The organism is Microbacterium indicum DSM 19969, from assembly GCF_000422385.1.
Taxonomy (GTDB): Bacteria; Actinomycetota; Actinomycetes; order Actinomycetales; family Microbacteriaceae; genus Microbacterium; species Microbacterium indicum.
The window spans coordinates 87755-110372 of record NZ_KE383822.1; the positions used below are offsets into that span (position 1 = coordinate 87755).

General features: G+C 71.0%; 19 protein-coding genes, 1 pseudogene and 1 riboswitch. Of the genes and pseudogenes, 10 read left to right on the forward strand and 10 right to left on the reverse strand.

All coding sequences use genetic code 11. The annotated features are described in order from the left end of the window. The first annotated feature begins 34 nt into the window (after nucleotides 1-34). Nucleotides 35-1669 carry a glycoside hydrolase family 13 protein gene (locus tag H576_RS15945; protein WP_036321025.1) on the forward strand — a complete coding sequence of 545 codons (1635 nt, stop codon included), beginning with the start codon at nucleotides 35-37 and terminating at the stop codon, nucleotides 1667-1669. 26 nt (nucleotides 1670-1695) lie between these two features. Here the strand turns inward: H576_RS15945 and H576_RS16190 are convergent, their stop codons facing one another. Beyond that, nucleotides 1696-4941 (reverse strand): sigma-70 family RNA polymerase sigma factor, encoded by a 3246-nt coding sequence (locus H576_RS16190; protein ID WP_051172811.1) that lies wholly within the window; start codon nucleotides 4939-4941, stop codon nucleotides 1696-1698. A gap of 448 nt (nucleotides 4942-5389) precedes the next feature. On the opposite strand from H576_RS16190, the gene H576_RS16830 reads away from it, so the two are divergent. The 3 genes from H576_RS16830 to H576_RS0113595 all read left to right on the forward strand — a co-directional run bounded on the left by H576_RS16830 (nucleotide 5390) and on the right by H576_RS0113595 (nucleotide 9871). Then, nucleotides 5390-7507 (forward strand): S1 family peptidase, encoded by a 2118-nt coding sequence (locus H576_RS16830; protein ID WP_029151375.1) that lies wholly within the window; start codon nucleotides 5390-5392, stop codon nucleotides 7505-7507. A 66-nt stretch (nucleotides 7508-7573) separates the two neighbouring features. Continuing rightward, nucleotides 7574-7659, forward strand: a riboswitch (ZMP/ZTP riboswitch). 38 nt (nucleotides 7660-7697) lie between these two features. Continuing rightward, complete coding sequence (gene glyA, locus H576_RS0113590; RefSeq protein WP_029151376.1) at nucleotides 7698-8990, forward strand: serine hydroxymethyltransferase; 1293 nt, start codon at nucleotides 7698-7700, stop codon at nucleotides 8988-8990. Next, complete coding sequence (locus H576_RS0113595; protein WP_029151377.1) at nucleotides 8990-9871, forward strand: bifunctional methylenetetrahydrofolate dehydrogenase/methenyltetrahydrofolate cyclohydrolase; 882 nt, start codon at nucleotides 8990-8992, stop codon at nucleotides 9869-9871. The genes glyA and H576_RS0113595 overlap by 1 nt, the downstream gene beginning before the upstream one ends. A gap of 53 nt (nucleotides 9872-9924) precedes the next feature. Here the strand turns inward: H576_RS0113595 and H576_RS0113600 are convergent, their stop codons facing one another. Beyond that, nucleotides 9925-11367, reverse strand: coding sequence for an XRE family transcriptional regulator (locus tag H576_RS0113600; protein ID WP_029151378.1), 1443 nt, complete (start codon nucleotides 11365-11367; stop codon nucleotides 9925-9927). A gap of 254 nt (nucleotides 11368-11621) precedes the next feature. Here H576_RS0113600 and H576_RS0113605 point away from each other — a divergent pair, with 254 nt between their 5' ends. From H576_RS0113605 to H576_RS0113615, 3 genes are read left to right on the forward strand one after another with little or no spacing between them, the layout of a single operon-like run. Next, nucleotides 11622-12551 carry an SDR family oxidoreductase gene (locus H576_RS0113605; protein ID WP_029151379.1) on the forward strand — a complete coding sequence of 310 codons (930 nt, stop codon included), beginning with the start codon at nucleotides 11622-11624 and terminating at the stop codon, nucleotides 12549-12551. Nucleotides 12552-12591: 40 nt separating this feature from the next. Next, nucleotides 12592-13632 (forward strand): winged helix DNA-binding domain-containing protein, encoded by a 1041-nt coding sequence (locus tag H576_RS0113610; RefSeq protein ID WP_029151380.1) that lies wholly within the window; start codon nucleotides 12592-12594, stop codon nucleotides 13630-13632. 17 nt (nucleotides 13633-13649) lie between these two features. Then, nucleotides 13650-14168, forward strand: a complete 519-nt coding sequence (locus tag H576_RS0113615; protein ID WP_029151381.1) for a GNAT family N-acetyltransferase — start codon at nucleotides 13650-13652, stop codon at nucleotides 14166-14168. A 6-nt stretch (nucleotides 14169-14174) separates the two neighbouring features. Here the strand turns inward: H576_RS0113615 and H576_RS15960 are convergent, their stop codons facing one another. Together H576_RS15960 and H576_RS17045 are read right to left on the reverse strand one after the other, a co-directional pair. Further along, nucleotides 14175-15434, reverse strand: a complete 1260-nt coding sequence (locus H576_RS15960; RefSeq protein ID WP_051172813.1) for an anthranilate synthase component I family protein — start codon at nucleotides 15432-15434, stop codon at nucleotides 14175-14177. Then, the gene (locus H576_RS17045) at nucleotides 15431-15985 is read right to left on the reverse strand and encodes an anthranilate synthase component II (protein WP_051172820.1); all 555 of its coding nucleotides are present in this window, start codon (nucleotides 15983-15985) and stop codon (nucleotides 15431-15433) included. Before H576_RS17045 ends, H576_RS15960 begins: the two co-directional genes overlap by 4 nt. Before the next feature lie 27 nt (nucleotides 15986-16012). On the opposite strand from H576_RS17045, the gene H576_RS0113625 reads away from it, so the two are divergent. After that, nucleotides 16013-16792, forward strand: coding sequence for an aminotransferase class IV (locus H576_RS0113625; protein ID WP_029151382.1), 780 nt, complete (start codon nucleotides 16013-16015; stop codon nucleotides 16790-16792). Nucleotides 16793-16876: 84 nt separating this feature from the next. On the opposite strand, the pseudogene H576_RS17405 reads toward H576_RS0113625, so the two are convergent. Then, nucleotides 16877-17062, reverse strand: a pseudogene (locus H576_RS17405) (helix-turn-helix domain-containing protein); the annotation flags it as partial. A gap of 163 nt (nucleotides 17063-17225) precedes the next feature. Then, nucleotides 17226-18062, reverse strand: a complete 837-nt coding sequence (locus tag H576_RS0113630) for an SDR family oxidoreductase (RefSeq protein ID WP_245559195.1) — start codon at nucleotides 18060-18062, stop codon at nucleotides 17226-17228. 159 nt (nucleotides 18063-18221) lie between these two features. Between H576_RS0113630 and H576_RS0113635 the strand changes: the two genes are divergently transcribed. Further along, entirely contained in the window at nucleotides 18222-18800 is a 579-nt protein-coding gene (locus tag H576_RS0113635) for a TetR/AcrR family transcriptional regulator (RefSeq protein ID WP_029151384.1), read from the forward strand. A 13-nt stretch (nucleotides 18801-18813) separates the two neighbouring features. On the opposite strand, the gene H576_RS0113640 is transcribed toward H576_RS0113635, so the two are convergent. Continuing rightward, nucleotides 18814-19485: a TetR/AcrR family transcriptional regulator gene (locus tag H576_RS0113640; protein ID WP_029151385.1), complete on the reverse strand. Its 672-nt coding sequence runs from the start codon at nucleotides 19483-19485 to the stop codon at nucleotides 18814-18816. A gap of 83 nt (nucleotides 19486-19568) precedes the next feature. Between H576_RS0113640 and H576_RS0113645 the strand changes: the two genes are divergently transcribed. Further along, the gene (locus H576_RS0113645; RefSeq protein ID WP_029151386.1) at nucleotides 19569-20978 is read left to right on the forward strand and encodes a DHA2 family efflux MFS transporter permease subunit; all 1410 of its coding nucleotides are present in this window, start codon (nucleotides 19569-19571) and stop codon (nucleotides 20976-20978) included. Between the two features lie 91 nt (nucleotides 20979-21069). On the opposite strand, the gene H576_RS0113650 is transcribed toward H576_RS0113645, so the two are convergent. The 3 genes from H576_RS0113650 to H576_RS15970 all read right to left on the reverse strand — a co-directional run. Further along, entirely contained in the window at nucleotides 21070-21921 is an 852-nt protein-coding gene (locus H576_RS0113650) for an NmrA family NAD(P)-binding protein (protein ID WP_029151387.1), read from the reverse strand. Between the two features lie 7 nt (nucleotides 21922-21928). Beyond that, a complete protein-coding gene (locus H576_RS15965) occupies nucleotides 21929-22228 on the reverse strand; it encodes a hypothetical protein (protein ID WP_051172822.1) in 300 nt (99 codons plus the stop codon). A gap of 93 nt (nucleotides 22229-22321) precedes the next feature. After that, nucleotides 22322-22618, reverse strand: a 297-nt coding sequence (locus H576_RS15970) for an integrase core domain-containing protein (protein WP_036321075.1), incomplete at its 5' end; no start/stop codon positions are given.

Here is a 22618-nt window from a genome sequence, read left to right on the forward strand (position 1 = left end):
ACGCCGTTCACATCGAGCGGGCACAATCGGTCGCATGACAGCCGAGTGGTGGCGCACCGCCGTGATCTACCAGGTCTACCCGCGCTCGTTCGCCGACAGCGACGGCGACGGGATCGGCGACCTGCCCGGGGCGCTCGCGCGCATCGACGCCCTCGCGGATCTCGGGGTCGACGCCGTCTGGTTCTCGCCCTTCATGCCGTCGCCGCAGAAGGACGCGGGATACGACATCAGCGACTACCGCGCGATCGACCCGCTGTTCGGCACGCTCGCCGACTTCGACGCGTTCCTCGCGGCGGCGCACGAGCGGGGGATCCGGGTCATCGTCGACCTCGTCCCCAACCACTCGTCGGATCAGCACGCCTGGTTCCAGGAGGCGGTCGCGGCCGACCCCGGATCCCCCGAGCGCGCGCGGTACCTGTTCCGCGACGGGCGCGGGGAGGGCGGCGACGAGCCGCCGAACAACTGGGAGAGCTTCTTCGGAGGATCCGCGTGGCAGCGCACGACGCTCCCTGACGGTTCGCCCGGCCAGTGGTACCTGCACCTGTTCGACGCCTCGCAGCCCGACTTCGACTGGCGCAACGAGGAGGTGCGCGAGGAGTTCCGGCAGATCCTGCGCTTCTGGCTCGACCGGGGCGTCGACGGGTTCCGCGTCGACGTCGCGCATGGGCTCATCAAGGCCGAGGGGCTGCCCGACCAGGTCTCCGCGGAGGATGCGGAGGCGGCGAGCGCGATGGGCGGGCTCGCGAACACGGCGCCCTACGTGGGGCAGCCGGAAGTGCACGAGATCTACCGCGACTGGCGCCGCCTCCTCGACGAGTACGACGGCGACCGGGCGCTCTGCGCCGAGGCCTGGCTGCCGACGCTCGCGCAGGCCGCCCTCTGGGTCCGGCCCGACGAGATGCACCAGGCGTTCAACATGAACTACCTCGGGACCCCGTGGCTGGCCGACCGGCTGCGGTCCGTTATCGACGAGTCGATCGAGGAGTTCGGTGGCGTCGGCGCACCCGCCACCTGGGTGCTCTCGAACCACGACGTCATCCGCCACGGCTCCCGGCTCGCCCTGCCCGACGACGAGCAGTCGTTCGGCGTCGGGCCCCGCTCGCCGCACCTGCCGGATCCGCAGCTCTCGTCGCGCCGCGGCCGGGCGGCGACGGCGCTCATGCTCGCGCTCCCGGGTTCGGCCTACCTCTTCCAAGGCGAGGAGCTCGGGCTGCCAGAGGTCATCGACATCGCCGACGCCGAGCGGCAGGACCCCCGCTTCTTCCGCACGAACGGAGCCGACTACGGGCGCGACGGCTGCCGCGTGCCGCTCCCGTGGGAGGCGGCCGAGCCGCACGCGGGCTTCGGCGGGGATCCGTGGCTGCCGCAGCCCGCGTCGTGGGCGGCGCTCGCACGATCGGCGCAGACCTCCGACCCCGGATCGACCCTGTCGATGTATCGGCGCCTGCTGGCGCTGCGCCGCGAGAACGCGCTCGGCGCCGGATCCCTCGAGTGGCTCGACGAGTATCCCGACGACCACACGCTCGCCTTCGCGAACGGGGGCGTCGCGGTCGTCGTCAACTTCGGCGACGAGCCGATCGAGCTGCCCGACGGCGAAGTCCTCGCCGCGTCGTGGCCCCTCGCCGACGGGCTGCTGCCGCCCGACGCGACGGCGTGGGTGCGGGCGTAGGGGCGGAGGACCCTCGGCGCAGTCGGTCAGAAGCGGGACAGGAGGTCGATCAGCAAGTAGCTGGAAGCCACGGGGCTCGTCGTCAGCCGATCAGGAGCGACGTAGCGGAGCGTGACATCGGACAGCAGCGCCTCGGCCACATCCAGATCGTCCAGGGTCGCCTGCCCCTGACCCGTGGCGTCCAGAAGCTCGATGGCCGTCGCGCCGCCGTCGACGTCGACGTGCACCAACGCGCCCGGCGCTCCCGTCAGCGAGACCTCGACGTCACCCCGGATGCTGTCTGGTGAGAGCCATCGCGCGGAGTCCGCCTGCGGAGCGCCCTCGGGGTAGACCGTGTCCGGATCCATGATGGACACGGCGGCGGTCGTCGCCGAATCGGCGCTCGTCAGGCCGTTCGCGACGGCCGCGACGCGGTAGGAGAACTCGCCGGGGCCCGGAGCGTCGGTCACGGGGGTCGCGGCGGCCGCCTCTGCGATGACCTGCTCGCCGCCCGCCGCGTCGATGCGCGTCACAGTGTAGGAGTCGGCGCCGTCGACGGGCGTCCACGCGATCGTCACGGTCGCGCCGTCGTCGGCGAGTGACGCGGTCGCGTCTGCCGGGGCGGCCGGGGCGACGGGCTCCTCCGGCGTCGGCTCGACCGTCGGCTCAGGCTCCGAAGTGGGTTCGGGCGCCGAGGTGGGCTCGGGCTCTGCAGTCGGCTCCGCGGTGGGTTCGACCGATGCGGTCGGCTCGGGCGTCGGCTCCTCGGTGGGCTCGGGCGCCGGGGTCTCCGTCGGATCCTCGGTCGGCGTCGGCGTCGGCGTCGGCGTCGGCTCGGGGCTCGGCTCCGAGGTGGCCTCGGGCGTCGGGGTCGCGCTCGGCTCGGGCGCCGCGCTCGGCTCCGCCGTCTCGGTCGGCATCGGAGCGGGCGCCTCGCTCGGGTCGGCGGTCGCCGTCTCGGTGGGCTCGGGCTCGACGGTGGGCTCAGACGTCGTGGATTCGGTGGGCCCCGGCGTCGGCTCGTCGGGCGCCGCCGTGGGCTCGGGGTCCGCCGTCTCGGTGGGCTCGGGCTCGACAGTGGGTTCGGGTTCGCCGGTCGGCTCGGGCGTCGCGGATCCGGTGGGCTCCGGAGTCGCCGTGTGCTCGGGGGCGGGCGTCTCGGTGGGCTCGGCGGTCGGTTCGGGCGTCACGGGCACGGTCGTGATGGGCGTCGGCACGGCCGTGGGGTCCGGCACGGCCGTGGGAGTCGGGGCGGGCTCGGGCGCGGACGTCGGCGTCACGGTGGGCTCGGGCGTCGGCTCCGGCGTCTCCGTCGGCGTGACGCTGGGCGTGGGCGTGGGCGTGGGCGTGGGCGTGGCGGTCGGCGTCGCTGTCGGCGCGGGCGTGACAGTCGGCGTGGGCGTGGGCGTGGGCGTGGCGGTCGGCGTCGCTGTCGGCGCGGGCGTGACAGTCGGCGTCGGCGTCGGCGTGGCGGTGGGCGTCGCCGTCGGCGTCGGCGTGGCGGTGGACGTCTCCGTCGGGGTCGGAGTCGCCGTCGGCGTCTCGGTCGGCTCGGGCTCCGTGGTGGGCTCGTCGGTGTCGAGCGGCGCGGGCGCGGGCAGCGGAGCGGGCGCCGGGGCCGCGGTCGGCGTGGGCGACGGCACGAGGAGCTCGCCCGTCGACGGGCTCGGGGTCGCGGTCGGGGTGCTCGAGGGGGCGAGCCCGGCGAGCAGCGCGTCGCGGACGCCGAGCGCCGAGAGCGTCGCCGTGGCGGCGGTCGCGGATCCGTCGTCGTACGAGACCGTCAGCGTGACGTCGGAGCGGACCTGCGCCTCGCTCAGCGCGATCGTGAGGGTCGCGGATCCCGCGGACGACAGCGTCGAGGCGTCGAGGGCGGCGGTCCGGAAGACGAGGCTCGCGGGGTGGACCGAGAGCGATCCCGTGAACCCGGCGCCGGCCGCGCCTGCGCCGTCGGGGGCGTCGTCGGCCGGAGCCTCGTCGAGGTCGACGCTCGCGGGCTGGGCCCCGCCGCCCGTGGATACCGAGACGCGGTGGCCGGCCTCGCCGCGCACGTGCAGCGCGACGGTTCCCGCCGCAGCGTCGACGACGTCTGCGCTCGCGATCGTGAGTGCGCCCTCGCTCTGCTCGGGCGACGGCGTCGGGGACGTCGAGGACGACGGCTGATCCGTCGCGTCGAGGCCCTCGGCGGCGTCGATGGCCGCATCGTCGGACATGCCGTTCGAGAACTCGTCGTTCGAGGCCGCCGGGTCGGATGATCCGCCCGAGAACGCGCCCGTCGAGACGGCGACGACGATCGCGACGGCGGCGACGCCCGCGGCGACGAGGCCGCCGATGGTCCACGCGGCTCCCTGCGAGGCGCCTCCGGCCTGCGAGCCTCCGCCGGATCCCGCAACCGCCGCACCGCCCGCGGCGACGGCACCCGCCGCGCCGACCGCGCCGTCGACGACGACGGGCGGCATGGCCGCGAGAGCCACGAGGGCCTCGTCGCCGCGCTGCAGCGCTGCGATGTACGCGCCCGCCGCGGGGACGCCGACCGCGAGCGGGAGCAGGATCATGGCGAGCCTGCCGCCGACGTGCTCGGCCTCCTCCGCCACGATCGCGCAGCGGGGGCACGACTCGAGGTGAGCGCGCAGCTTCTTCCGGTCGCGCGACGCGAGGTTGCCGCGCGTGTGGGCGCCGAGGTGCTCGATCACCCACTGGTGTTCGGAGCCGTCCTCGACGGTCGCGATGTGCGCCTGGATCCACGCCTCGCGCAGCCCCTCGCGTGCGCGGAACGCCAGCTGCGAGACGGCCACGGGCCGCACCCCCAGGAGCGGCGCGATCTCACGCGGCTTCATCTGCTCGATCTCGGTGTACCAGAGCACCTCCTGCCAGCGCGTGGGGAGGCTGCGGAACGCCGTGTGGGTGAGGCCGCGGTCGAGGGCGGCCTCGGTCGCAGCGTCGGTCGTGTCGGGATCCTCGAAGGCGTCGAGCCCGTCGATCGCGATCTCGCCGCGCTCGCGGCCCCAGGTCGCGGCGATGTTGCGGATCGTCGTGAAGAGGTAGGCGCGGAAGGAGCCCGTCGGGCCGCCGCCCTTCTGCACCGTGAGGAAGATCTTGGCGTAGGCCTCCTGCACGAGGTCGTCGGCGTCGATGCTCGAGGAGATGCTGCCGGCGGCGACGATGCCCGAGCGGTAGTGCCGCGACCACAGCTGGCCGAAGGCCGCGGTGTCGCCCGAGCGGACCTTGAGGACGAGATCTGCGTCCGACACGTGCGCGGCATCGCCGCTGCGGGCGTCGGGCTCAGTCGTCATGCGTGCGGATCCTTCAGAAAACGGTCGTCAGGAGATTCTCTCGCGTCTCGCGCGTGTTGCCAAGTGGCAGAGAGGATTCGCAGAAGATATGCCGCCTGCCGGGGGTTTTCTCCGGATCCGGAGAAATCTTCGCGAACTCGCGTAACGAAACGCGCTCCGCGCCGTCTCATGTATCGAGAGAGACACGTCGCTCGGCGTCCGGGGGGAGTAAGTCCGAGCAGTGGGTGGCGGTGACGCTGAACCCCGGAAGGCGGTTCCGGATTCTCGGGGGAGGAGATCCGGAGCCGCCTTCTTTCGTCTTTCTCCCTGTAGGACTTGGATTTCTGAGTGTCGTCTGTAAGGGTGTTATCGCTGTGCCGAGCCGGGGATGCGCTCCGGGAAGCACGACGAGGCGCAGCGATCAACTGTCAGAGGCGCGCCGGTCGCGCCGTCACCATGGGGGAACCTCTTGAGCTCCAACATCAGGAAGGGCGCGCGCCTGGGCGCGCTCGGGGCCGCTGCAGCGCTTGTCGCCAGCGGTCTCTTCGCGTCTGCGGCCTCGGCCGAGGAGGTCGCGCCGACGGGCAGCGTCGACGACCTCGACGCGATCGCCGCGCAGGCGTTCACCGACCCGGCCGTCAGCTCCGTGACGACCGACGGGCGCGACATCATCATCCGCAAGCTCGCGGATGACCAGCTCGAGGCGTTCTCGACGGCGCCCTCTGCTCCCGATTCGGTCGTCGATCGCATCGCCGACTCGTTCTCGAACGTCGTCGTCGAGGAGTCGGCCAAGCCGGTCGAGCCCCTCGCCTCGAACACCGTCGTGGGCGGCGCGGGCTACGCGACCTGGGGCGACGGCTTCTACCTGGGCACCTGCTCCGTCGGCTTCCCGGCGTGGACGCCCTCGGGCGACCCCGCCGTGATCTCGGCCGGCCACTGCACGGCCGACGGCGATACCTACGGCGTCGCCGAGGGTGCCGACCTGACGCTCCCGTCGACCGAGATGAACCCCGACGAAGCCGACTACGTCGACCCCGAGCCGTTCACCGAGCTCGGAACCTTCGCGTTCGAGCAGTTCGGCGGCACCGGCAACGCCGAGTGGGACGGCAACGGCCAGGTCGACCCGGACGCCGACGACTACACCGACATCTCGGTGCTCGACGTCACCAACCCGGATCTCACGCTCCAGCCGTCGATCACCGACTGGGCCGGCAAGGCCGACGACGACCTCGCGTCGTCCGGCTTCGCGGTCACGGGCGTCTCGACGCCCGAGATCGGCGACCCGATCCAGCGCAGCGGCCGCTCGACCGGCTACGGCGAGGGCGAGGTCATCGACCCCGGCTACACCGTCGACGAGATCGGCTACACCCTCGTCTCGAACCACGTCGTGCGCGGCTTCGCGACCGACGCGCACACGACGCACGGCGACTCGGGCGGACCCGCGATCTCGAACGGCGACGCCGTGGGCGTTCTGTCGGGCGGCAACACCGAGATGTCCTGGTACACGGACCTCGAGTTCGGCCTCGACGTCGTCGCGCAGAACGTCGGCGACTACACCGTGATGCTCGACATCGAAGAGCCCGAGATCACGAAGGCGAAGGTCCAGGAGGACGGCGTCTGGACGGGAACCGGCCAGCCCGGCACGACGATCGTCGTCCGCGGCGACGTCGAGACCGAGGTCACCGTCGGCGACGACGGCACCTTCGAGATCCCCGCGGGTGACGCCGGCTCGTACGACGTGACGCTCGTCGCGAAGGACAGCGGCTACAACAAGTCGGACAGCGTCGACGCGACGCTGACGGCGACGGCCGCGCCCACCGCGACGCCGACGCCCACGCCGACCGCGACTCCGACCGAGACGCCGACGGCGACGCCGACCCCCACGGCCACGCCGACGGAGGAGCCCACCGCGACCCCGACCCCGACGCCGACCGCCACCCCGACCGAGACGCCGACGGCCACGCCGACCGCGACTCCGACCGAGGAGCCCACCGCGACTCCGACGCCGACCGAGGAGCCGACCGCGACGCCGACCCCCACCGAGGAGCCGACCGTGACGCCGACCCCGACCGACGAGCCGACGGCTGAGCCGACGAGCGAGCCGACCGAGGAGCCCACGGCCGAGCCGACGACCGAGCCGTCCGACGACGGTGACGACGACGCGGCCGCCGCGACGCTGCGGATCGACGACGACACCGTGACGCAGGGCCAGAAGGTCTTCGTCTCGGGCGACGGCTGGACCGCTGGCGACGACGTCACGATCGAGCTGCACTCGACCCCGGTCGAGCTCGGCACCGCGACCGTCGACGACGAGGGCGCGTTCGCCGCGGCCGTCGTGATCCCCGCTGACGCCACCGTCGGAGAGCACACCGTCGTCGCCACCGCGACCGACGGAACGACGCTCGAGCTCCCGATCACCGTCGTGGCGGCAGCCGCCGGCGGCGGATCGGGCGACACCCCCGACGGCGGCCTCGTCGCCACGGGCGGCGACATGGGCGCGTACACGCCCCTCGTGGCGGGCGGCGCGATCGTCCTGATCGCAGCCGGCATCCTGCTGGTCGTCATCCGCCGCTCGCGCAAGGCGTGATCGGCTGACGCACCGCTGAAGGCGGGACGGGAGAGATCCCGTCCCGCCTTTCGCGTTCGGTAGTATCGGTTCCGTCGCGACTGGCGCATCAGGTGGGGGCCACCACCGGGGAGCGACGAAGGATCTGCAGACCGCGCGCCTGGGTCGACGCACCGAGCACCTCTCGCCCTTTCGTCGTTCAGGAGATGTCATGTCCGACACGTTCAACGCCCCCCTTTCCGAGGTCGACCCCGAGATCGCCGAGGTCCTCCAGCGCGAGCTCGACCGCCAGCGCGGATTCCTCGAGATGATCGCGTCCGAGAACTTCGTTCCCGTCTCGGTCCTGCAGTCGCAGGGATCCGTCCTCACGAACAAGTACGCCGAGGGCTACCCCGGCCGCCGCTACTACGGCGGCTGCGAAGAGGTCGACGTCGCCGAGAACCTCGCGATCGAGCGCGCGAAGAGCCTCTTCGGCGCCGAGTTCGCGAACGTGCAGCCCCACTCGGGCGCGACGGCGAACGCAGCCGTGCTGCACGCGCTCGCGCGCCAGGGCGACACGATCCTCGGCCTCTCGCTCGACCACGGCGGCCACCTCACGCACGGCATGAAGATCAACTTCTCGGGCCGTCTCTACGACATCGTCGCGTACGGCGTCGACCCCGAGACCTCGCTCGTCGACATGGACGAGGTCCGCCGCCTCGCCCTCGAGCACAAGCCCAAGGTCATCATCGCGGGATGGTCGGCCTACCCCCGCCAGCTCGACTTCGCGGCGTTCCGCGCGATCGCCGACGAGGTCGGCGCCTACCTGTGGGTCGACATGGCGCACTTCGCGGGCCTCGTCGCCGCGGGCCTGCACCCGAGCCCCGTGCCGCACGCGCACGTCGTCTCGTCGACGGTGCACAAGACGATCGGCGGCCCGCGCTCGGGCTTCATCCTCTCGAACGACGCCGACATCGCGAAGAAGATCAACTCGGCGGTCTTCCCGGGCCAGCAGGGCGGCCCGCTCATGCACGTGATCGCGGCGAAGGCCACGGCCTTCAAGCTCGCCGCGAGCGACGACTTCCGCGACCGCCAGCAGCGCACGCTCGACGGCGCCCGGATCCTCGCCGAGCGCCTCATGCAGCAGGACGTCGCGGGCGCGGGCATCTCGGTGCGCTCGAACGGGACCGACGTGCACCTCGTGCTCGTCGACCTGCGCGAGGCCGCGATCGACGGCAAGCAGGCCGAGGATCTGCTCCACGAGATCCAGATCACGGTCAACCGCAACGCCGTCCCCAACGACCCGCGTCCGCCGATGGTCACGTCGGGCCTGCGCATCGGCACGCCCGCCCTCGCGACGCGCGGCTTCGGCGACGCCGAGTTCACCGAGGTCGCCGACGTCATCGCGCTCGCGCTCCAGCCGGGCGCCGACGTGCCCGCACTGCGCGCCCGCGTGCAGAAGCTCGCTGACGCCTTCCCGCTGTACCCGGGCCTCGAGCAGGCCGGCCAGGGCTACGGCGCCTGATGACCGCGAAGATCCTCGACGGCAGGGCCGCGTCGGCCGCCATCACGGCCGAGCTCACGGAGCGCGTCGCCGCGCTGAAGGCGAAAGGCGTCACCCCGGGCATCGCGACGGTGCTCGTCGGCGCCGACCCCGCCTCGCAGCTCTACGTCGGCATGAAGCACCGCCGGTCCGAGGCGATCGGCATGAACTCGATCCAGCGCGAGCTGCCGGCCGACGCCACGCAGGAGGACGTCGAGGCTCTGATCGACGAGCTCAACGCCGACCCGAGCTGCCACGGCTACATCGTGCAACTCCCGCTGCCGAAGCACATCGACACCGACCGGATCCTCGAGCGCATCGACCCGGCGAAGGATGCCGACGGCCTGCACCCGACGAACCTCGGGCGGCTCGTGCTCAACGTGGGCGGGACGATCGAGACGCCGCTGCCGTGCACGCCGCGCGGAGTCATCGAGCTGCTGCGGCGCAACGACTACGACCTGAACGGCAAGCACGTCGTCGTCGTCGGCCGCGGCGTCACGATCGGCCGCCCGATGGGTCTCCTCCTGACGCGCCGCGAGGTCAACGCGACCGTCACCCAGGTGCACACGGGAACGCCCGACATGTCGCCGTACCTGCGCGAGGCCGACGTCATCGTCGCGGGCGCAGGGGTCAAGCACCTCGTGAAGCCCGAGGACGTGAAGCCCGGCGCCGCCGTGCTCGACGTGGGCGTGACGCGCGAGACCGACCCCGAGACGGGCGCGTCGAAGGTCTACGGCGACGTCGCTCCCGGCGTCGACGAGGTCGCGGGCTGGATCTCGCCCAACCCGGGCGGCGTCGGCCCCATGACCGTCGCGCTGCTCATGACCAACGTCGTCGAGGCGGCCGAGCGCTCGCTCGCCTGAGCGCCGACGCGCGGGGGCCGGGGATCAGCGGATCCCCGGCCCCCGCGCGTCGTTCAGGCGTGGCGCTCGAGGAAGTCGATGACGTCGGTGTCGTTGACGCCGGGGAACTCGCCACGGGGCAGCGGGCTGAAGATGTGCGTGTGCACGCGGGCGCTCGGCCAGGCCCGGCCGGCCCAGCGCGCCGTCTCGTCGCTCGACGGCCGGCGGCAGCAGCTCTCGTCAGGGCACGTCGACGTCTCACGGATCTGCGTCTCGCGCCCGCGCCACCACTTCGCGTCGTCGAACGGCACGCCGACCGTGATCGAGAACTCGCCCGTGTCGCGCGAGCCGGTCTGCGTCGCGCACCAGATCGTCCCGGCCGGAGTGTCGGTGTACTGGTAGTGCTCCGTCGTGCGGTTCTGCTGCGCGAAGGCCGTGCGGGCCGAGAACCTCCGGCACACGATCTGGCCCTCGACCGCGCCCGTGACGTCCTCGGGGAGCGGCAGGCCGTCGTTCTCGTAGACCCGCTCGATCTGCCCCTCGGCGCCGACGCGCAGGAAGTGCAGGCGCATGCCGAGGTGCTCGGTCATAAGGTTCGTCATGCGCATGCCTGCGGCCTCGTGCGTCACGCCGAAGGCGTCGCGGAAGTCCTCGACCGCGAGATTGCGATCCTTCTTGGCCTGCTCGAGGAACGCCACGCCCGCCGTCTGCGGCACGAGGCAGCACGCGGCGAAGTAGTTGATCTCGAGGCGCTGCTGCAGGAAGTCCGCGTACGAGGTCGGCGGTCTGTGCCCGAGCAGGCGGTGCGCCATCGCCTGGAGCGCCATCGAGCGCAGGCCGTGTCCGCCGGGGATCGAGGCGGGCGGCAGGTAGATCCGCCCGTTCTCGAGGTCGGTGATCGAACGCGTCGAGCGGGGGAGGTCGTTGACGTAGATGAGCTCGAACCCGAGGCGCTCCGCCATGATGCTCACGGTGCGGTGCGTGAGTGCGCCCGACGCGTGGCCGGCCGCCGCGAGCTGCTCCTCGGCGAGGGACTCGATGTCGGGCAGGTAGTTGTTGCGCTCGCGCATGCGGCGGCGCAGCTCCGTGTTGGCGCGGCGCGCCTCCTCGGGCGTCGCGTTCGCCTCGCGGTCGCGGCGGCGCAGCTCCTCGTGCAGCCCGAGGATCGTCTCGATCGACTCGTCGGTCAGGCCCTTCGACACCTTGATGGGCGGGATCCCGAGGGCCCGGAACGACGGACCCTGCTGCGCGCGTTCGAGCGCGATCTCGAGCGCCGCGCGCCGGTTCGGCGGCTCGTCGCTGATGAGGTCGGTGAGCGAGGCGCCCGTCGCCGTAGCGATCGCCTGCAGGAGCGTGAGCTTCGGCTCGCGCTTGCCGTTTTCGATGAGGCTCAGCTGGCTTCCCGCGACGCCCACCGCGGCGCCGAGATCGTCGAGGGTGAAGCCCTTGCGGACGCGGAAGTGACGGATCCGGTGCCCGAGGGTCGTCAGTTCGATGCGAGGGGCGACGCTGCTCATGGATTCACCATAGCGACAAGAATCGGCGTTCTTTTCCCGATCGGCGCGGGAATGCGCCGCCGCCTTGCGCGATTGTTGAAGGAGCCGATCCGCACTGAGGCATCGCACGCGCCCCCGAACCGCACGTCGGGTGCGCAGGGAGGCGGCCCGCACCCGAAGACGGGAGCGGGCCGCCTCTTCCTCGGATCGGCGGTCCCTGGATGCCGTCGCGGCGCGCCCCGAGGGTGGAGGCACCTCGACGAAAGGGCCCCACCATGGCACGCACGATCGACATCACCGTCCCCGACCTCGCGGATCGCCGCGCCGTCGTCACGGGCGCGAGCGACGGGATGGGGCTGCACATCGCGACCCGGCTCGCCGCGGCGGGCGCGGAGGTGATCCTGCCCGTGCGCAGCCCTCGGAAGGGCGAGGCCGCCCTCGCCGCGATCCGCGCCCGCGTTCCCGGAGCGCGGGTCTCGCTCCGATCGCTCGACCTCGCCTCCCTCGAATCGGTGCGCGAGCTGGGCGCCGCGCTGCGGGAGGAGGCCGGACCGATCCACCTCCTGATCCTCAACGCCGGCGTCATGCAGCCGCCCGAGCGGCGCACGACCGCCGACGGGTTCGAGCTGCAGCTCGGCACCAACCACCTGGCGCACGTCCTCCTCGTCGCCGAGCTCCTGCCGCTCCTCATCGCCGGATCCGCGCGGGTCGTGTCGCAGATCAGCGTCGCGGCCGCGAGCGGCGAGATCCGGTGGGACGACCTGAACTCCGAGCGCGGCTACGACGGGATGGCGGCGTACCGCCAGTCGAAGATCGCCCTCGGTCTCTTCGCGACAGAGCTGCAGCGTCGCAGCGAGGCCGAGGGCTGGGGGATCACGAGCGTCCTCTCGCACCCGGGCATCGCGCCGACGAACCTGCTCGCCGCGCGCCCCGAGATGGGCCGGAGCGGGGTGACGTTCGGTGGCCGCGTCGTCCGCGTCCTGGCGCGCATCGGCCTCGCGAACACCCCCGAGACGGCCGGCCTCCCCGCCCTCGTCGCGGCGACGAATCCCGCGGCATCGCCCGGCGCGCTCTACGGCCCCTCGGGCCCGGGTCACATCGGCGGCCGCCCCGCGGAGCAGAGGATGTACCGCCCCATCGCCCAGGGGGACGGGGCGCGTGTGTGGCGGGAGTCGGCGAAGCTCACGGGCGCGCGGTTCGCCTGACGCCTTGCCGCGGGCCGCCGCGCCCTCCACGATGGTCGGCATGGACCTCGACGAGCTCCGCCGGCTCCGGCTGCGGCACCACCGCCTCACGGCGCCCGCCCGATCCGTCGCCGACGCGGCGCGGCACATGCTGTGCGTCCAATCGCAGGATCTCTGGGGCGGGCGGCTCGCGCTCGCCGCCCGCACGCGGGACGCCCGCACCTCCGCGGTCGACCGCGCCTTCGACCACGGCGCGATCGTCCGATCGTGGACGCAGCGAGGCACGCTGCACACCATCCCCGCAGCCGACCTGCGCTGGGTCCTCGGGATCACGGCGCGGCGCACGCTCGACCAGGCCGCGACCCGCCGCGACCAGCTGGGGCTCGACGACGCGACGCTCGTGGAGGCCGAGCGGATCCTCGTCGGGGCGCTCGAGGGCGGCCGCGCGCTCACCCGCGCCGAGGCGATGGGGCGCCTGTCAGGGATCGGGACCGAGGGCGGGCGCGGATACCACCTCCTGTTCTGGCTCGCCCTCCGCGGCGTGATCTGCTGGGGACCGACCGTCGCGCGGCCCGGGCTCGAGCCCGCCGAGCAGCGCATCGTGCTCGTCGACGAGTGGATCCCCGCGGCCCCCGAACCGGCCGACCCCGTCGCCGAGATGTTCGTGCGCTACGTCGACGGGCACGGGCCCGCGACGGCAGACGACTTCGCGTGGTGGTCGGGCCTCACCAAGACGGCGTCGCGCGACGCGGCGGCGCGGGCGGGCGACCGGGTGCGCGAGCGCGGCGGGCGCTTCGTCTCGGGGCGGATCCCGCGCACGGCACCCGACGCCGCGGACGCCTTCGCCCTGCCGACCTTCGAGGAGTACTACATCGGGTACGCCGACCGGTCGCCCGTCGCGGCGGACCGCGTGCGCGACGCGGTCGGCCCGGGACGGAACGGGATCGTGCGCCCCGTGATCGTCGCGGCGGGCGAGGTCGTCGGGGCCTGGCGGCCGCCGAGCCCGCAGAATCGCGCGGCGGGTCAGGCGACGATCGACGCGCCGGGATCCGCCGCCGCGGAGGCCGCCGTCGCCCGGGCGCTCGCCGCGCTCCGCGGCTGACCGGCTAGCGTTGACGCGTGCTGCAGTTTCGCGTGGGGACGCCCCGGGACCGGGATCGGATCGTCGAGATCGTGGAGGCCGCGTACCGCGGCGACTCGGCGGGGTGGACGACGGAGGCCGACATCCTGGGCGGCCAGCGCACCGACGCGCGCGAGGTCGACGAGCTGCTCGCGCGCGACCCCGAGCGCTCGCGGATCCTCGTCGCCGAGCGGGACGGATCCGTCGTCGCCTGCTGCCACACCGAGAACCGCGGCGACCACGCCTACTTCGGGATGTTCGCGGTCGACCCGGCGGCTCAGGCGGGCGGGATCGGCCGCGCCGTGATCGCGGAGGCCGAGCGGCGGGCGCGGGAGGAATGGGGCCTCGCCGAGCAGCGCATGACGGTCATCACGGCGCGCTCCGATCTGATCGCGTGGTACGAGCGCCGCGGCTACGCGCGCACGGGGATCCTCACGCCGTTCCCCTACGGCGACGAGCGCTTCGGCCTCCCGCGCCGCGACGACCTCGCGTTCGAGGAGCTGCGCAAGGCGCTCTGACGCGGGCTATCCGGCCGCGAGCGGGTGGGTGCGCCCGAACGCCCGGAGGACCGGGGTCGACTTCGCGATCGTCTCGTCGAGCTCTGCCGCGGGGTCGCTGTCGATCGTGACGGCGCCTCCCGTGCCGACGCGCGCCTCGCCGCCCGCGATCTCGGCGGTGCGGATTACGACCGAGAGGTCGACGGCGCCGTCGCGCGAGACGTACCCGAGCGCGCCTGCGTAGGCGCCGCGCGGATCCGCCTCGAGGCCCGCGAGAAGCGCGACGGTGCGGACCTTCGGCGCGCCCGTCATCGACCCGGGCGGGAAGAGCGCCTGGGCGGCCCGCACGCCCCGCACGGGCCGCGGACGGAGGCGCGAGCGGACGGTCGTGACGAGCTGGTGCACGGTCGCGTAGGTCTCGACGCCCATGAGGACCGGCACCTCGACGCTGCCCGGTTCGCTGATGCGGCCGAGGTCGTTGCGCAGCAGGTCGGCGATCATGAGGTTCTCGGCGCGCGTCTTGGGATCGCGGGCCATCGCCGAGGCGGCGGCCGCGTCGGCCCCCGGATCGGCGAGGCGCCGCGCCGTCCCCTTGATCGGCTTGGTCTCGGCGCGGCCGTCGGGGGAGACGGCGAGGAAGCGCTCGGGCGAGCACGACAGGATCTCGCGCCCCGGCAGCCGCACGTACGCCGCGTAGGGAGCCGGGTTGTCGCGCCGCAGCCGGCGGTAGGCCGCGAACCCGTCGCCCGCGAACGGGAAGCGGAGCCGGTACGTCACGCAGGCCTCGTACGAGTCGCCGGCTTCGAGCCAACCGCGCACCGCCGCGAGGTCGTCGAGGTACCGCGCGCGGGTGACCGATGCCCGGGCGGGGCCCGAGGGCGGCTCCTCGCCCGGGTCCGGGAGGGGAGGGGCGTCCTGGGTATCGCGCAGGAGCTCCGCGGCCTCGGCGGCGCCCGGCCCCACGGCCGCGAGCTCGCCCGCGGCGTGGTCGACGACGAGGAAGCGGTCGAGCCGGATCGCCTCGACGGCACCCTCGTAGTCGGCGACGACGGCGTAGCCGCCCGCGAAGGGGATCCCCGGGACGGGCGGCGCCGCCTCGCGCTCGATGCGATCCGCGAGGTCGTCCCAGCCGGTGCGGATCGGGTCGCCGGCCCCGAGGATCGAGAACCGGCCCATGCCGTATGCCGCGCGGGCGCTGTCGAGCCAGACCGCCGCCGAGGATCCCGCGGAGATGCGGGCGAAGGCGGCCGCGGCGTCGCCCCGCCACGGGATGCGACGGACGATCATGCGCGGTCCAGGAAGTTCGTCACGATGCGGGCGCCGTCGGGCGAGCCGATCGACTCGGGGTGGAACTGCACGCCGAACCAGCCGCGCCCCGGGTCCTCGCCCGCCATGGGGAGGCCGTCGGCCGCCCGCGCCGTGACGGCGAAGGGCGCCGGCTCGGCGACGACGAGCGAGTGGTAGCGGACCGCATCGAAGGTGCGCGGGACGCCGTCGAAGAGCGGGGATCCGTCGTGCGTGACGCGCTCGACCCTCCCGTGCGCCGGGCGTGTGCGGACGACGGATCCGCCCGCCGCGACCGCCATCGCCTGGAATCCGAAGCACACGCCGAGGACGGGGACGCGCGCCGCGCGGAGGATCTCGAGGTCACGCCCGACATCGGCGGCGCTGTGCGGGGATCCGGGGCCCGGGCCGATCACGATCCGGTCGAAGCCCGCGATCGACCGGACGTCGCCGCTCTGCACGAGGTCGGGCTCCTCGCCCGTGTGCGCCCAGATGATCTGCGCGAGGCTGCCCGTGTACGAGTCGTCGTGGTCGACGAGGAGGACGCGCGGCATCCGTCCATTGTGCGCGAGACTGGGCGCATGCAGCAGCTCGACGGCGCGTCCGCGGCGCCCGGGGATCTTCAGGCGCTCGCGATGATCGGCTTCGCCCACTTCACGACGATGCGGGCCGAGAGCGGGGCCGTCCGCGGCCTCGGGCTGCACCTCGACCGGCTCGCGCGCGACGCGCGCCTCCTCTTCGACGCCGAGCTCGACCCCGACCTCGTGCGCCGCCGGATCCGCGACGCCCTCGCGGACGAGCCGGCGGTCGCGACCGTGCGGGTCACGCTGTTCGACCCCGACCTGCGCCTCGAGCGCACGGGCGCCGACGCCCACCCGCGGATCCTCGTGACGCCGCGCCCCGCCGCCCCGGGCGCGGGCGCACCCCTCCGCGTGCGCTCGGTGCGCTTCGGCCGCGACGTGCCGGAGCTCAAGCACACCGGCATGTTCGGCGCGCTCTATCGCCGCCGCCAGGCGCAGCGCGACGGCTTCGACGACGCGGTCTTCGTCGACGCGGCGGGCCGCCTGTCCGAGGGGCCGACCTGGAACATCGGGTTCGTGCAGGGCGACCGCGTCGTGTGGCCCGACGGCGGCGCGCTCGGCGGCGTGACCCGGGATCTCCTCGCGGAGGTCGCGGGGGAGAGCGCGACGGAGCCCGTGACGCTCGAGCGCGCCGGAGTCATGGACGCCGCATTCGCGACGAGCTCGGGCGCGGGCGTACGCCCCATCGTCGGCATCGACGGCGCCGCGTTCCCCGCGGCGCACCCCGTCTTCGAACGCCTCAGCGCGGCCTATGAGGCGATCCCCGGGGAGCCGATCTAGCTCGGATTGCTCCAACGCGGCCCTCACGCCGATGGCCTGCCGTTTCAGCTCGTCGCTGAGCTTCGACGGGCTCGACTTCGGGCGACGCGACTTCGGCTCGAGCGCCGCTGCAGGCCCTTCTTCGACGACGCGCTTGCGGATCGCGTAGAACGTCTTGCGGGAGATGCCGTGCTCGGCGCAGAACGTGCTTACCGACCCGCGAGGGGCATCATCGGGCCACTGCGTGATGGCGAGACGGACACGGGGATCAACGGGCTCAGACGGGGTCACACGCCAATTCGACCGGCCGAAGTGTCACCACCAAGACCCTGAGAAGCGTCACCGATGTCCTGATGCAGAACTGTCACCGATGTCCTGCGAGATGACACCCAAACCGCCCGACAGGAACGAAACCCAGGGCGAATCAGTCGCCGTTCTGCGTTCAGTGCTGCGTCTAGCGATCGGCTAGCTGCTCCGCAATGCTGCGCGGTTCCCTTCCGAGCAATCGCGCGAGTGTGGAATCAGGCTGGGAGAAATGGCCACTCCTTGTTGCCTGAAACATGGAAAGCGTGAAGCGCGCGACCTGCTCGGGCACTCCGCTTGCCACCTCACCGGCGACCCACTCCTCGTCGTCGACAACGATGCGTGTGACCGGGTGACCGGCGAGCTCAGATGCTGCGGAGGCGAAATCCGCAAGCGTTACCGGAGTCGATAGCGTCAGGTCCACAGGACCGTCGAGGTGCGTGGTGTCGGTGAGAATAGTGGCGGCAGCTTCTCCAGCATCTCGGCGATCAACCCATGAGAACGGTCCATCTGCTGGCTTCTCGATCATCCCCGCCTTCTGCCACGGCCCCAGCAGCACGCTGAGATCCCCATAGAAGCCGTTGCGCAACGCGGTCCACGCCACGCCAGACTCAGCAAGGTGCTGTTCCGTCGCGGCATGGATGGCGAGCGGAGGATACGGCGTGTTGAAGCCCGTCCCCTGGGCGCTCGTGTACAAGATTCGCTCCGCGCCTACCTCCACCGCCGCGTCAATCGCAGTTCGATGCTGCCGAACAACGTCGGCCGTCATGTCGCTCGATGAGACGAGAAGAACCTGCTCGGCATCGGCAAACGAATCGCGGAGAGCGTCTGGGTCGTCGTAGGTACCCTGTCGCACTCGGATGCCTTGGTCGGCCAGGTGTCGGGCGCGTTGCGGGTCTCGAACGCTCACTCCGATGTGGCTCGGGGGAATTCGCTTCAGTAGGTGCTCGACGGTGGCTCCGTTGAGCACACCTGTCGCTCCGGTCACGATGATCAAGACGGTTTCCTCTCGTGGGTATAGGGTGAGGGGGCGAAACAGCCATCCAATAAATTGACTGCCCTGGTCACTTTGTCGCCGGGTACCATGGTGCACGAAGTTGACCAGTTTGGTCAACTTGATCTACTGATTGCAGAAGGTGTCTGAGATATGGCTGCCCCAGCGACGCTCCGTGCTGATGCCCGTCGGAATATCGAACTGATCCGCGCGGCGGCGGTGCAGGTCTTCCGTGAGCGCGGACTGTCCGTGCCGCTCGAGGACGTGGCTGCCGCGGCACGCGTGAGCAAGGCGACCATCTTCAATCGCTTCGGTGGGAGAGTCGGTCTGATCGATTCAGTCATCGACGAGGTGGTAGCGGTTGAACTACTGAGTGTCATGGAGGACGCACGCTCGATTCAGGGAGTTCGGGAGCGTGTTCACGCGTACGTGCGTGCCACTCGCAAACTGCAGTACTCACTGCCTGCTGTCAATGACGTCCTGTTACAGGAGTTTCCTGACTCCGAGCCGCTCATGGCGCTGTGTCACGCCGCGGACGCCTTTCACGACGAGCTCGTCGCGGAGGGGCACACCGCCGGCATCCTGGCTGATGGCGTCACGCCTGGTGATTTCCAGGCGCTCGCGATCGACAACGCCCTCGCACTGAAGCACGCTCGCGTGCACCCCTCCCGCGGTGACTACGACCGCAGGACGGCTTACATCCTCAACGGGATCTGCGCGCCGTCGGACTGAAGCGACCATCCGCTCAGGGGCGACGGTGCGTTATGCCGTCGAGAAGGACGTCGAGCGCCCAACGGTGGCGCTCTTCGGGGGTTCCTTGCGTGAACGCCGCCGTGGGGAACGTCGCGAGGGTCTGTTGCCGCTGAGGGTCTGCTGAAGCGAGCGCGGCGGCAAGCTCGCCGACTTCCTGGCCGGTGCCGGACGCGCGCGCCGCCCATTCGGCGGCGGTGACGCTTGCATGCTGGAGAAGGAGATCGATACCCCATGCGGCGGGCTTGTCGGCGACACCTCCGGAACGCAAGAGCCGCAGAAGCAGGTCGATCAGGCTGAGGTAATGGGGCCCGTCGGGCCAGACGAACATCGCCGAACGGGCGAGGTTTCCATGAGCGGTGAGGAGGTTGATGTAATCCTCGACGACGCGGTGGAGGCGCTCGCGCCACGGTTCTTCGTCCTCCCACGCAAGGTCAAGGTTAGCGAGCAGCCCATCGACCAGCAGGGCGTGCAGGACGGTGACGTTCTTTACGTAGACGTACAGCGATGCAGGGCCGGTGTCCAGCTCGTCGGCGACCCTCCGAATCGTCAGCTTGTCCGCGCCATCGCGCTCCAGAACGAGGAGCGCAGCCTGAACGATCGCTTCGCGGGAGAGTGCCGGCTTCGCGGGTCGCTCGCGCCTGCTGATGGGTGTCCGCGTTGTCATGGCATCCATTCTATCAAGAACGATCTTGATCGTAACGAACACGTTCGCTACGATCATGTTCGTTACCTGAGATCGGAGTCCCCATGACCACCACCACTGAAACGCCACCGCTGTCCACTCGAGCCGTCTGGCTGACCCTTATCGTCGTCCTCCTCGCCGATGCCATGGACCTCATGGATGCGACGATTGCGAACGTCGCAGCCCCGTCGATCGTGAAAGAGCTGGGGGTGAGCGAAAGCGTCATCCCGTGGCTTGGCGCGTCCTACGCTCTCGCGCTGGGCTCGCTCCTTGTCCTCGGCGGACGCATCGGAGACAAGTTCGGCCAACGTCGCACGTTCCTCACCGGGCTCATCGGTTTCGTCGTCGGTTCCGCACTTGCGGGATTCGCTCCGTCCGCCGGAGTGCTGATCACTGCACGGGTCGTGCAAGGAGCATTCGGCGCTCTGCTCATCCCGCAGGGTATGGCCATCATGGCCGCGACGTTCCCCAAGCCCATGCTTCAGAAGGCGTTCGCGGTCTTCGCGCCACTGCTCGGCGTCTTCGCTGTCGGCGGCCCCATCCTCGGCGGGCTGATCATCGACGCCAACATCTTCGGACTGGGATGGCGGCCGATCTTCCTCATTAACATCGTCCTGGGAGGCATCGCGCTCGTCCTCGCCCTCGGCTATCTGCCCACCGTACCCGCGCACCGTTCGACGCGCATCGATCTGATTGGTAGCGTCTTGCTCGCGCTCGCGCTGTTCGGGCTTCTGTTCGGGCTCGTCACCGGCTCGTCGGACGGATGGAACGCACTTACGATCAGTAGCGTGATCGTTGGAGTCGTACTCCTGGCGCTGTTCGGATGGCGGCAGGCTCGCGCCGACGAACCACTTCTCCCGCGTAGCCTGCTCGCCAACCGCGGCTTCACATCCGGACTCATCGTCGGACTCTGCGTCTTCGCGAGTTTCAGCGGACTGATGTACGTGATCAGCCTCTTCTTCCAGCTCGGTCTCGGCTACACCCCGACTGAGGCATCCCTCAACCTCATCCCGCTCACCGTCGGCATTATGGCCGGCTCCGGTATCGCGAACGCGCTCATCTTGAAGCTCGGTCGGCGGCTCGTGCTCATCGGCATGCTCACGACACTCCTCGGCACCGGCCTGCTGCTCGTGTTCGTACTCGCCTCCGGAATCCACGTGACCTGGTGGCAGAACCTCATCGCGACCAGCCTCCTCGGGATCGCCGCAGGAATCTGCTTCAACTCGGTCTTCAACACCGCCCTCGGCAACCTGAAGCCCGAAGAGGCCGGCTCCGCCAGCGGTTCCCTCAGCGCCATCCAGCAGATCGCGAACGGCATCGGCTCTGCCCTCGTTACCACGATCTTCATCGGCACCCTCGCCAACGGCACCGTCACAGCGATGACGACCACGCTCATCGTCATCCTCGCCGTCGCCGCGCTGTGCCTCCTGGCCGTGCCGCTGCTTCCGCGCGCGGCAGTCGCCATCGAGGAGTAAAGAGCCTGCGCGGCCCGTACCCAACGGGCGTCACAACAAAGCGGTAGCGACGAGGACTCACCTCGCCGCTACCGCTTTGTCAATGCACGCGTCACTCCCTCCGGAAGACCGCCGCATGCTCGTTCGCGAAGTCCGCGAAGCCACGCGCGGGACGCCTGATCACATCAGAGATCGCAGAAGAAACCTCGGCGGCCTCGCCTCGCGCGTAGTGGGCGTAGTCCTCGAGCAGACCATCCACCTGCCATGGAGGGAGAACCCCCGTGAGCATCTCGCCGAACTTCGCAGGTGGAACGTCTTCGAAGCGGATCTCGTCTCCAGTCGCGGACGAGAGGTGCCCGGCGAGGTCGGAATGAGTGAGCGATCCGGGCCCTGTGAGCGTCTGGACTCCCAGGGGGACAGGGGAAAGCAACGCATGCGCGGCCATCTCGCCAATGTCGCGCACGTCGACGAGGCTCACACGTGCATCGCCAATCGGTGCCGGGAGCACCCCAGCTGATTTCACGATGCTGGACACAGCGAGCAGACCCTGCATGAACAGGTTGGGACGCAAAGCCGTGACCTCAAGACCCGACGCGAACGCGTGGTCCTCTACAGCCGCGTGATACCTCAGGAAGCGCACGGGGGAATCGACGACGGATCCGAGCTGCGACAGCAGCACGATGTGGCGCACTCCGGCTTCGACCGCGAGATCGATGAACTGCTTCTGCTGCGCCTCGGCCCGTTCGGTTGACGGCGTCACCAGGTATGCGGCTCGGATCCCACGGAGTGCCGTTCGAACGCTGTCTGCGTCGTCGAGATCGGCCTGCACGGCGAACTCGGCGGACGACAGGCTTCGGGACATCGGACGGAACCGGACACCGCGCGCGGCGAGGGCATCGACAGTGGCGCGACCGGTCGAACCGGTAGCTCCGGAGATGAGGATGTCGGGTGTGCTGGAAATGATTTCTCCTTCAGATCTCGGGGTGACGAAGGCCGTCGGTCAAGGTGTGCGCCCAATCGGCATCGACGTCGGAGATGCCGGACGTCACCACAAGATGGCAAAGCTGCCCATAGGCCATGAACCGCTGAACGTCGCGGTCCTCAGCTCCGGAGCGTTGCTTCGCGAAACGGGTGATGCGAGCCAGACCGGCGCGCAACGCATCGCCGATCAAGGGAACCGTCGCTACCGATTGAGCATGCACCTGGATAAGAAGCAACGTGCGATCCGAGATGAGATCAGCGTAGGCATCGCCCATCGCGTCGAGGATCACGGCGGGCGTCCCGTCCGCGCGAACAACCGCCAGCGTCTCTTCGATGCGTTCGAAGCACCTGGGACTGCTGCACGGGTAGGTGACAGGTTGTAGTCACGCCGCGAGTGCGACGGTCGTGTTCATGATGGTCTCGAATTCGATGGGCGTCAAACGGCCCAGACGCGCCTGGCGTCGCCGGCGGTGGTAGGTCCGCTCGATCCAGGTGACGATCGCGATGCGCAGCTGCTCGCGGGCTGTCCAGGAGCGGCGGTTGAGGACGTTCTTCTGGAGCAGGGCGAAGAAGCTTTCCATGGCTGCATTGTCACCGCTCGACCCGACTCTGCCCATGCTCCCGACCATGCGATGACGGGCCAGAGCACGCAGGAACTTCCTGCTTCGAAATTGAGATCC

Excerpts from the sequence above, each read along its gene's own strand:
- H576_RS15945 (WP_036321025.1), top strand. The coding sequence starts at position 35 with ATGACAGCCGAGTGGTGGCGCACCGCCGTGATCTACCAGGTCTACCCG.
- H576_RS16190 (WP_051172811.1), bottom strand. The coding sequence starts at position 4,941 with ATGACGACTGAGCCCGACGCCCGCAGCGGCGATGCCGCGCACGTGTCG.
- glyA (WP_029151376.1), top strand. The coding sequence starts at position 7,698 with ATGTCCGACACGTTCAACGCCCCCCTTTCCGAGGTCGACCCCGAGATC.
- H576_RS0113595 (WP_029151377.1), top strand. The coding sequence starts at position 8,990 with ATGACCGCGAAGATCCTCGACGGCAGGGCCGCGTCGGCCGCCATCACG.
- H576_RS0113600 (WP_029151378.1), bottom strand. The coding sequence starts at position 11,367 with ATGAGCAGCGTCGCCCCTCGCATCGAACTGACGACCCTCGGGCACCGG.
- H576_RS0113605 (WP_029151379.1), top strand. The coding sequence starts at position 11,622 with ATGGCACGCACGATCGACATCACCGTCCCCGACCTCGCGGATCGCCGC.
- H576_RS0113610 (WP_029151380.1), top strand. The coding sequence starts at position 12,592 with ATGGACCTCGACGAGCTCCGCCGGCTCCGGCTGCGGCACCACCGCCTC.
- H576_RS15960 (WP_051172813.1), bottom strand. The coding sequence starts at position 15,434 with ATGATCGTCCGTCGCATCCCGTGGCGGGGCGACGCCGCGGCCGCCTTC.
- H576_RS17045 (WP_051172820.1), bottom strand. The coding sequence starts at position 15,985 with ATGCCGCGCGTCCTCCTCGTCGACCACGACGACTCGTACACGGGCAGC.
- H576_RS0113625 (WP_029151382.1), top strand. The coding sequence starts at position 16,013 with ATGCAGCAGCTCGACGGCGCGTCCGCGGCGCCCGGGGATCTTCAGGCG.
- H576_RS0113635 (WP_029151384.1), top strand. The coding sequence starts at position 18,222 with ATGGCTGCCCCAGCGACGCTCCGTGCTGATGCCCGTCGGAATATCGAA.
- H576_RS0113640 (WP_029151385.1), bottom strand. The coding sequence starts at position 19,485 with ATGACAACGCGGACACCCATCAGCAGGCGCGAGCGACCCGCGAAGCCG.
- H576_RS0113645 (WP_029151386.1), top strand. The coding sequence starts at position 19,569 with ATGACCACCACCACTGAAACGCCACCGCTGTCCACTCGAGCCGTCTGG.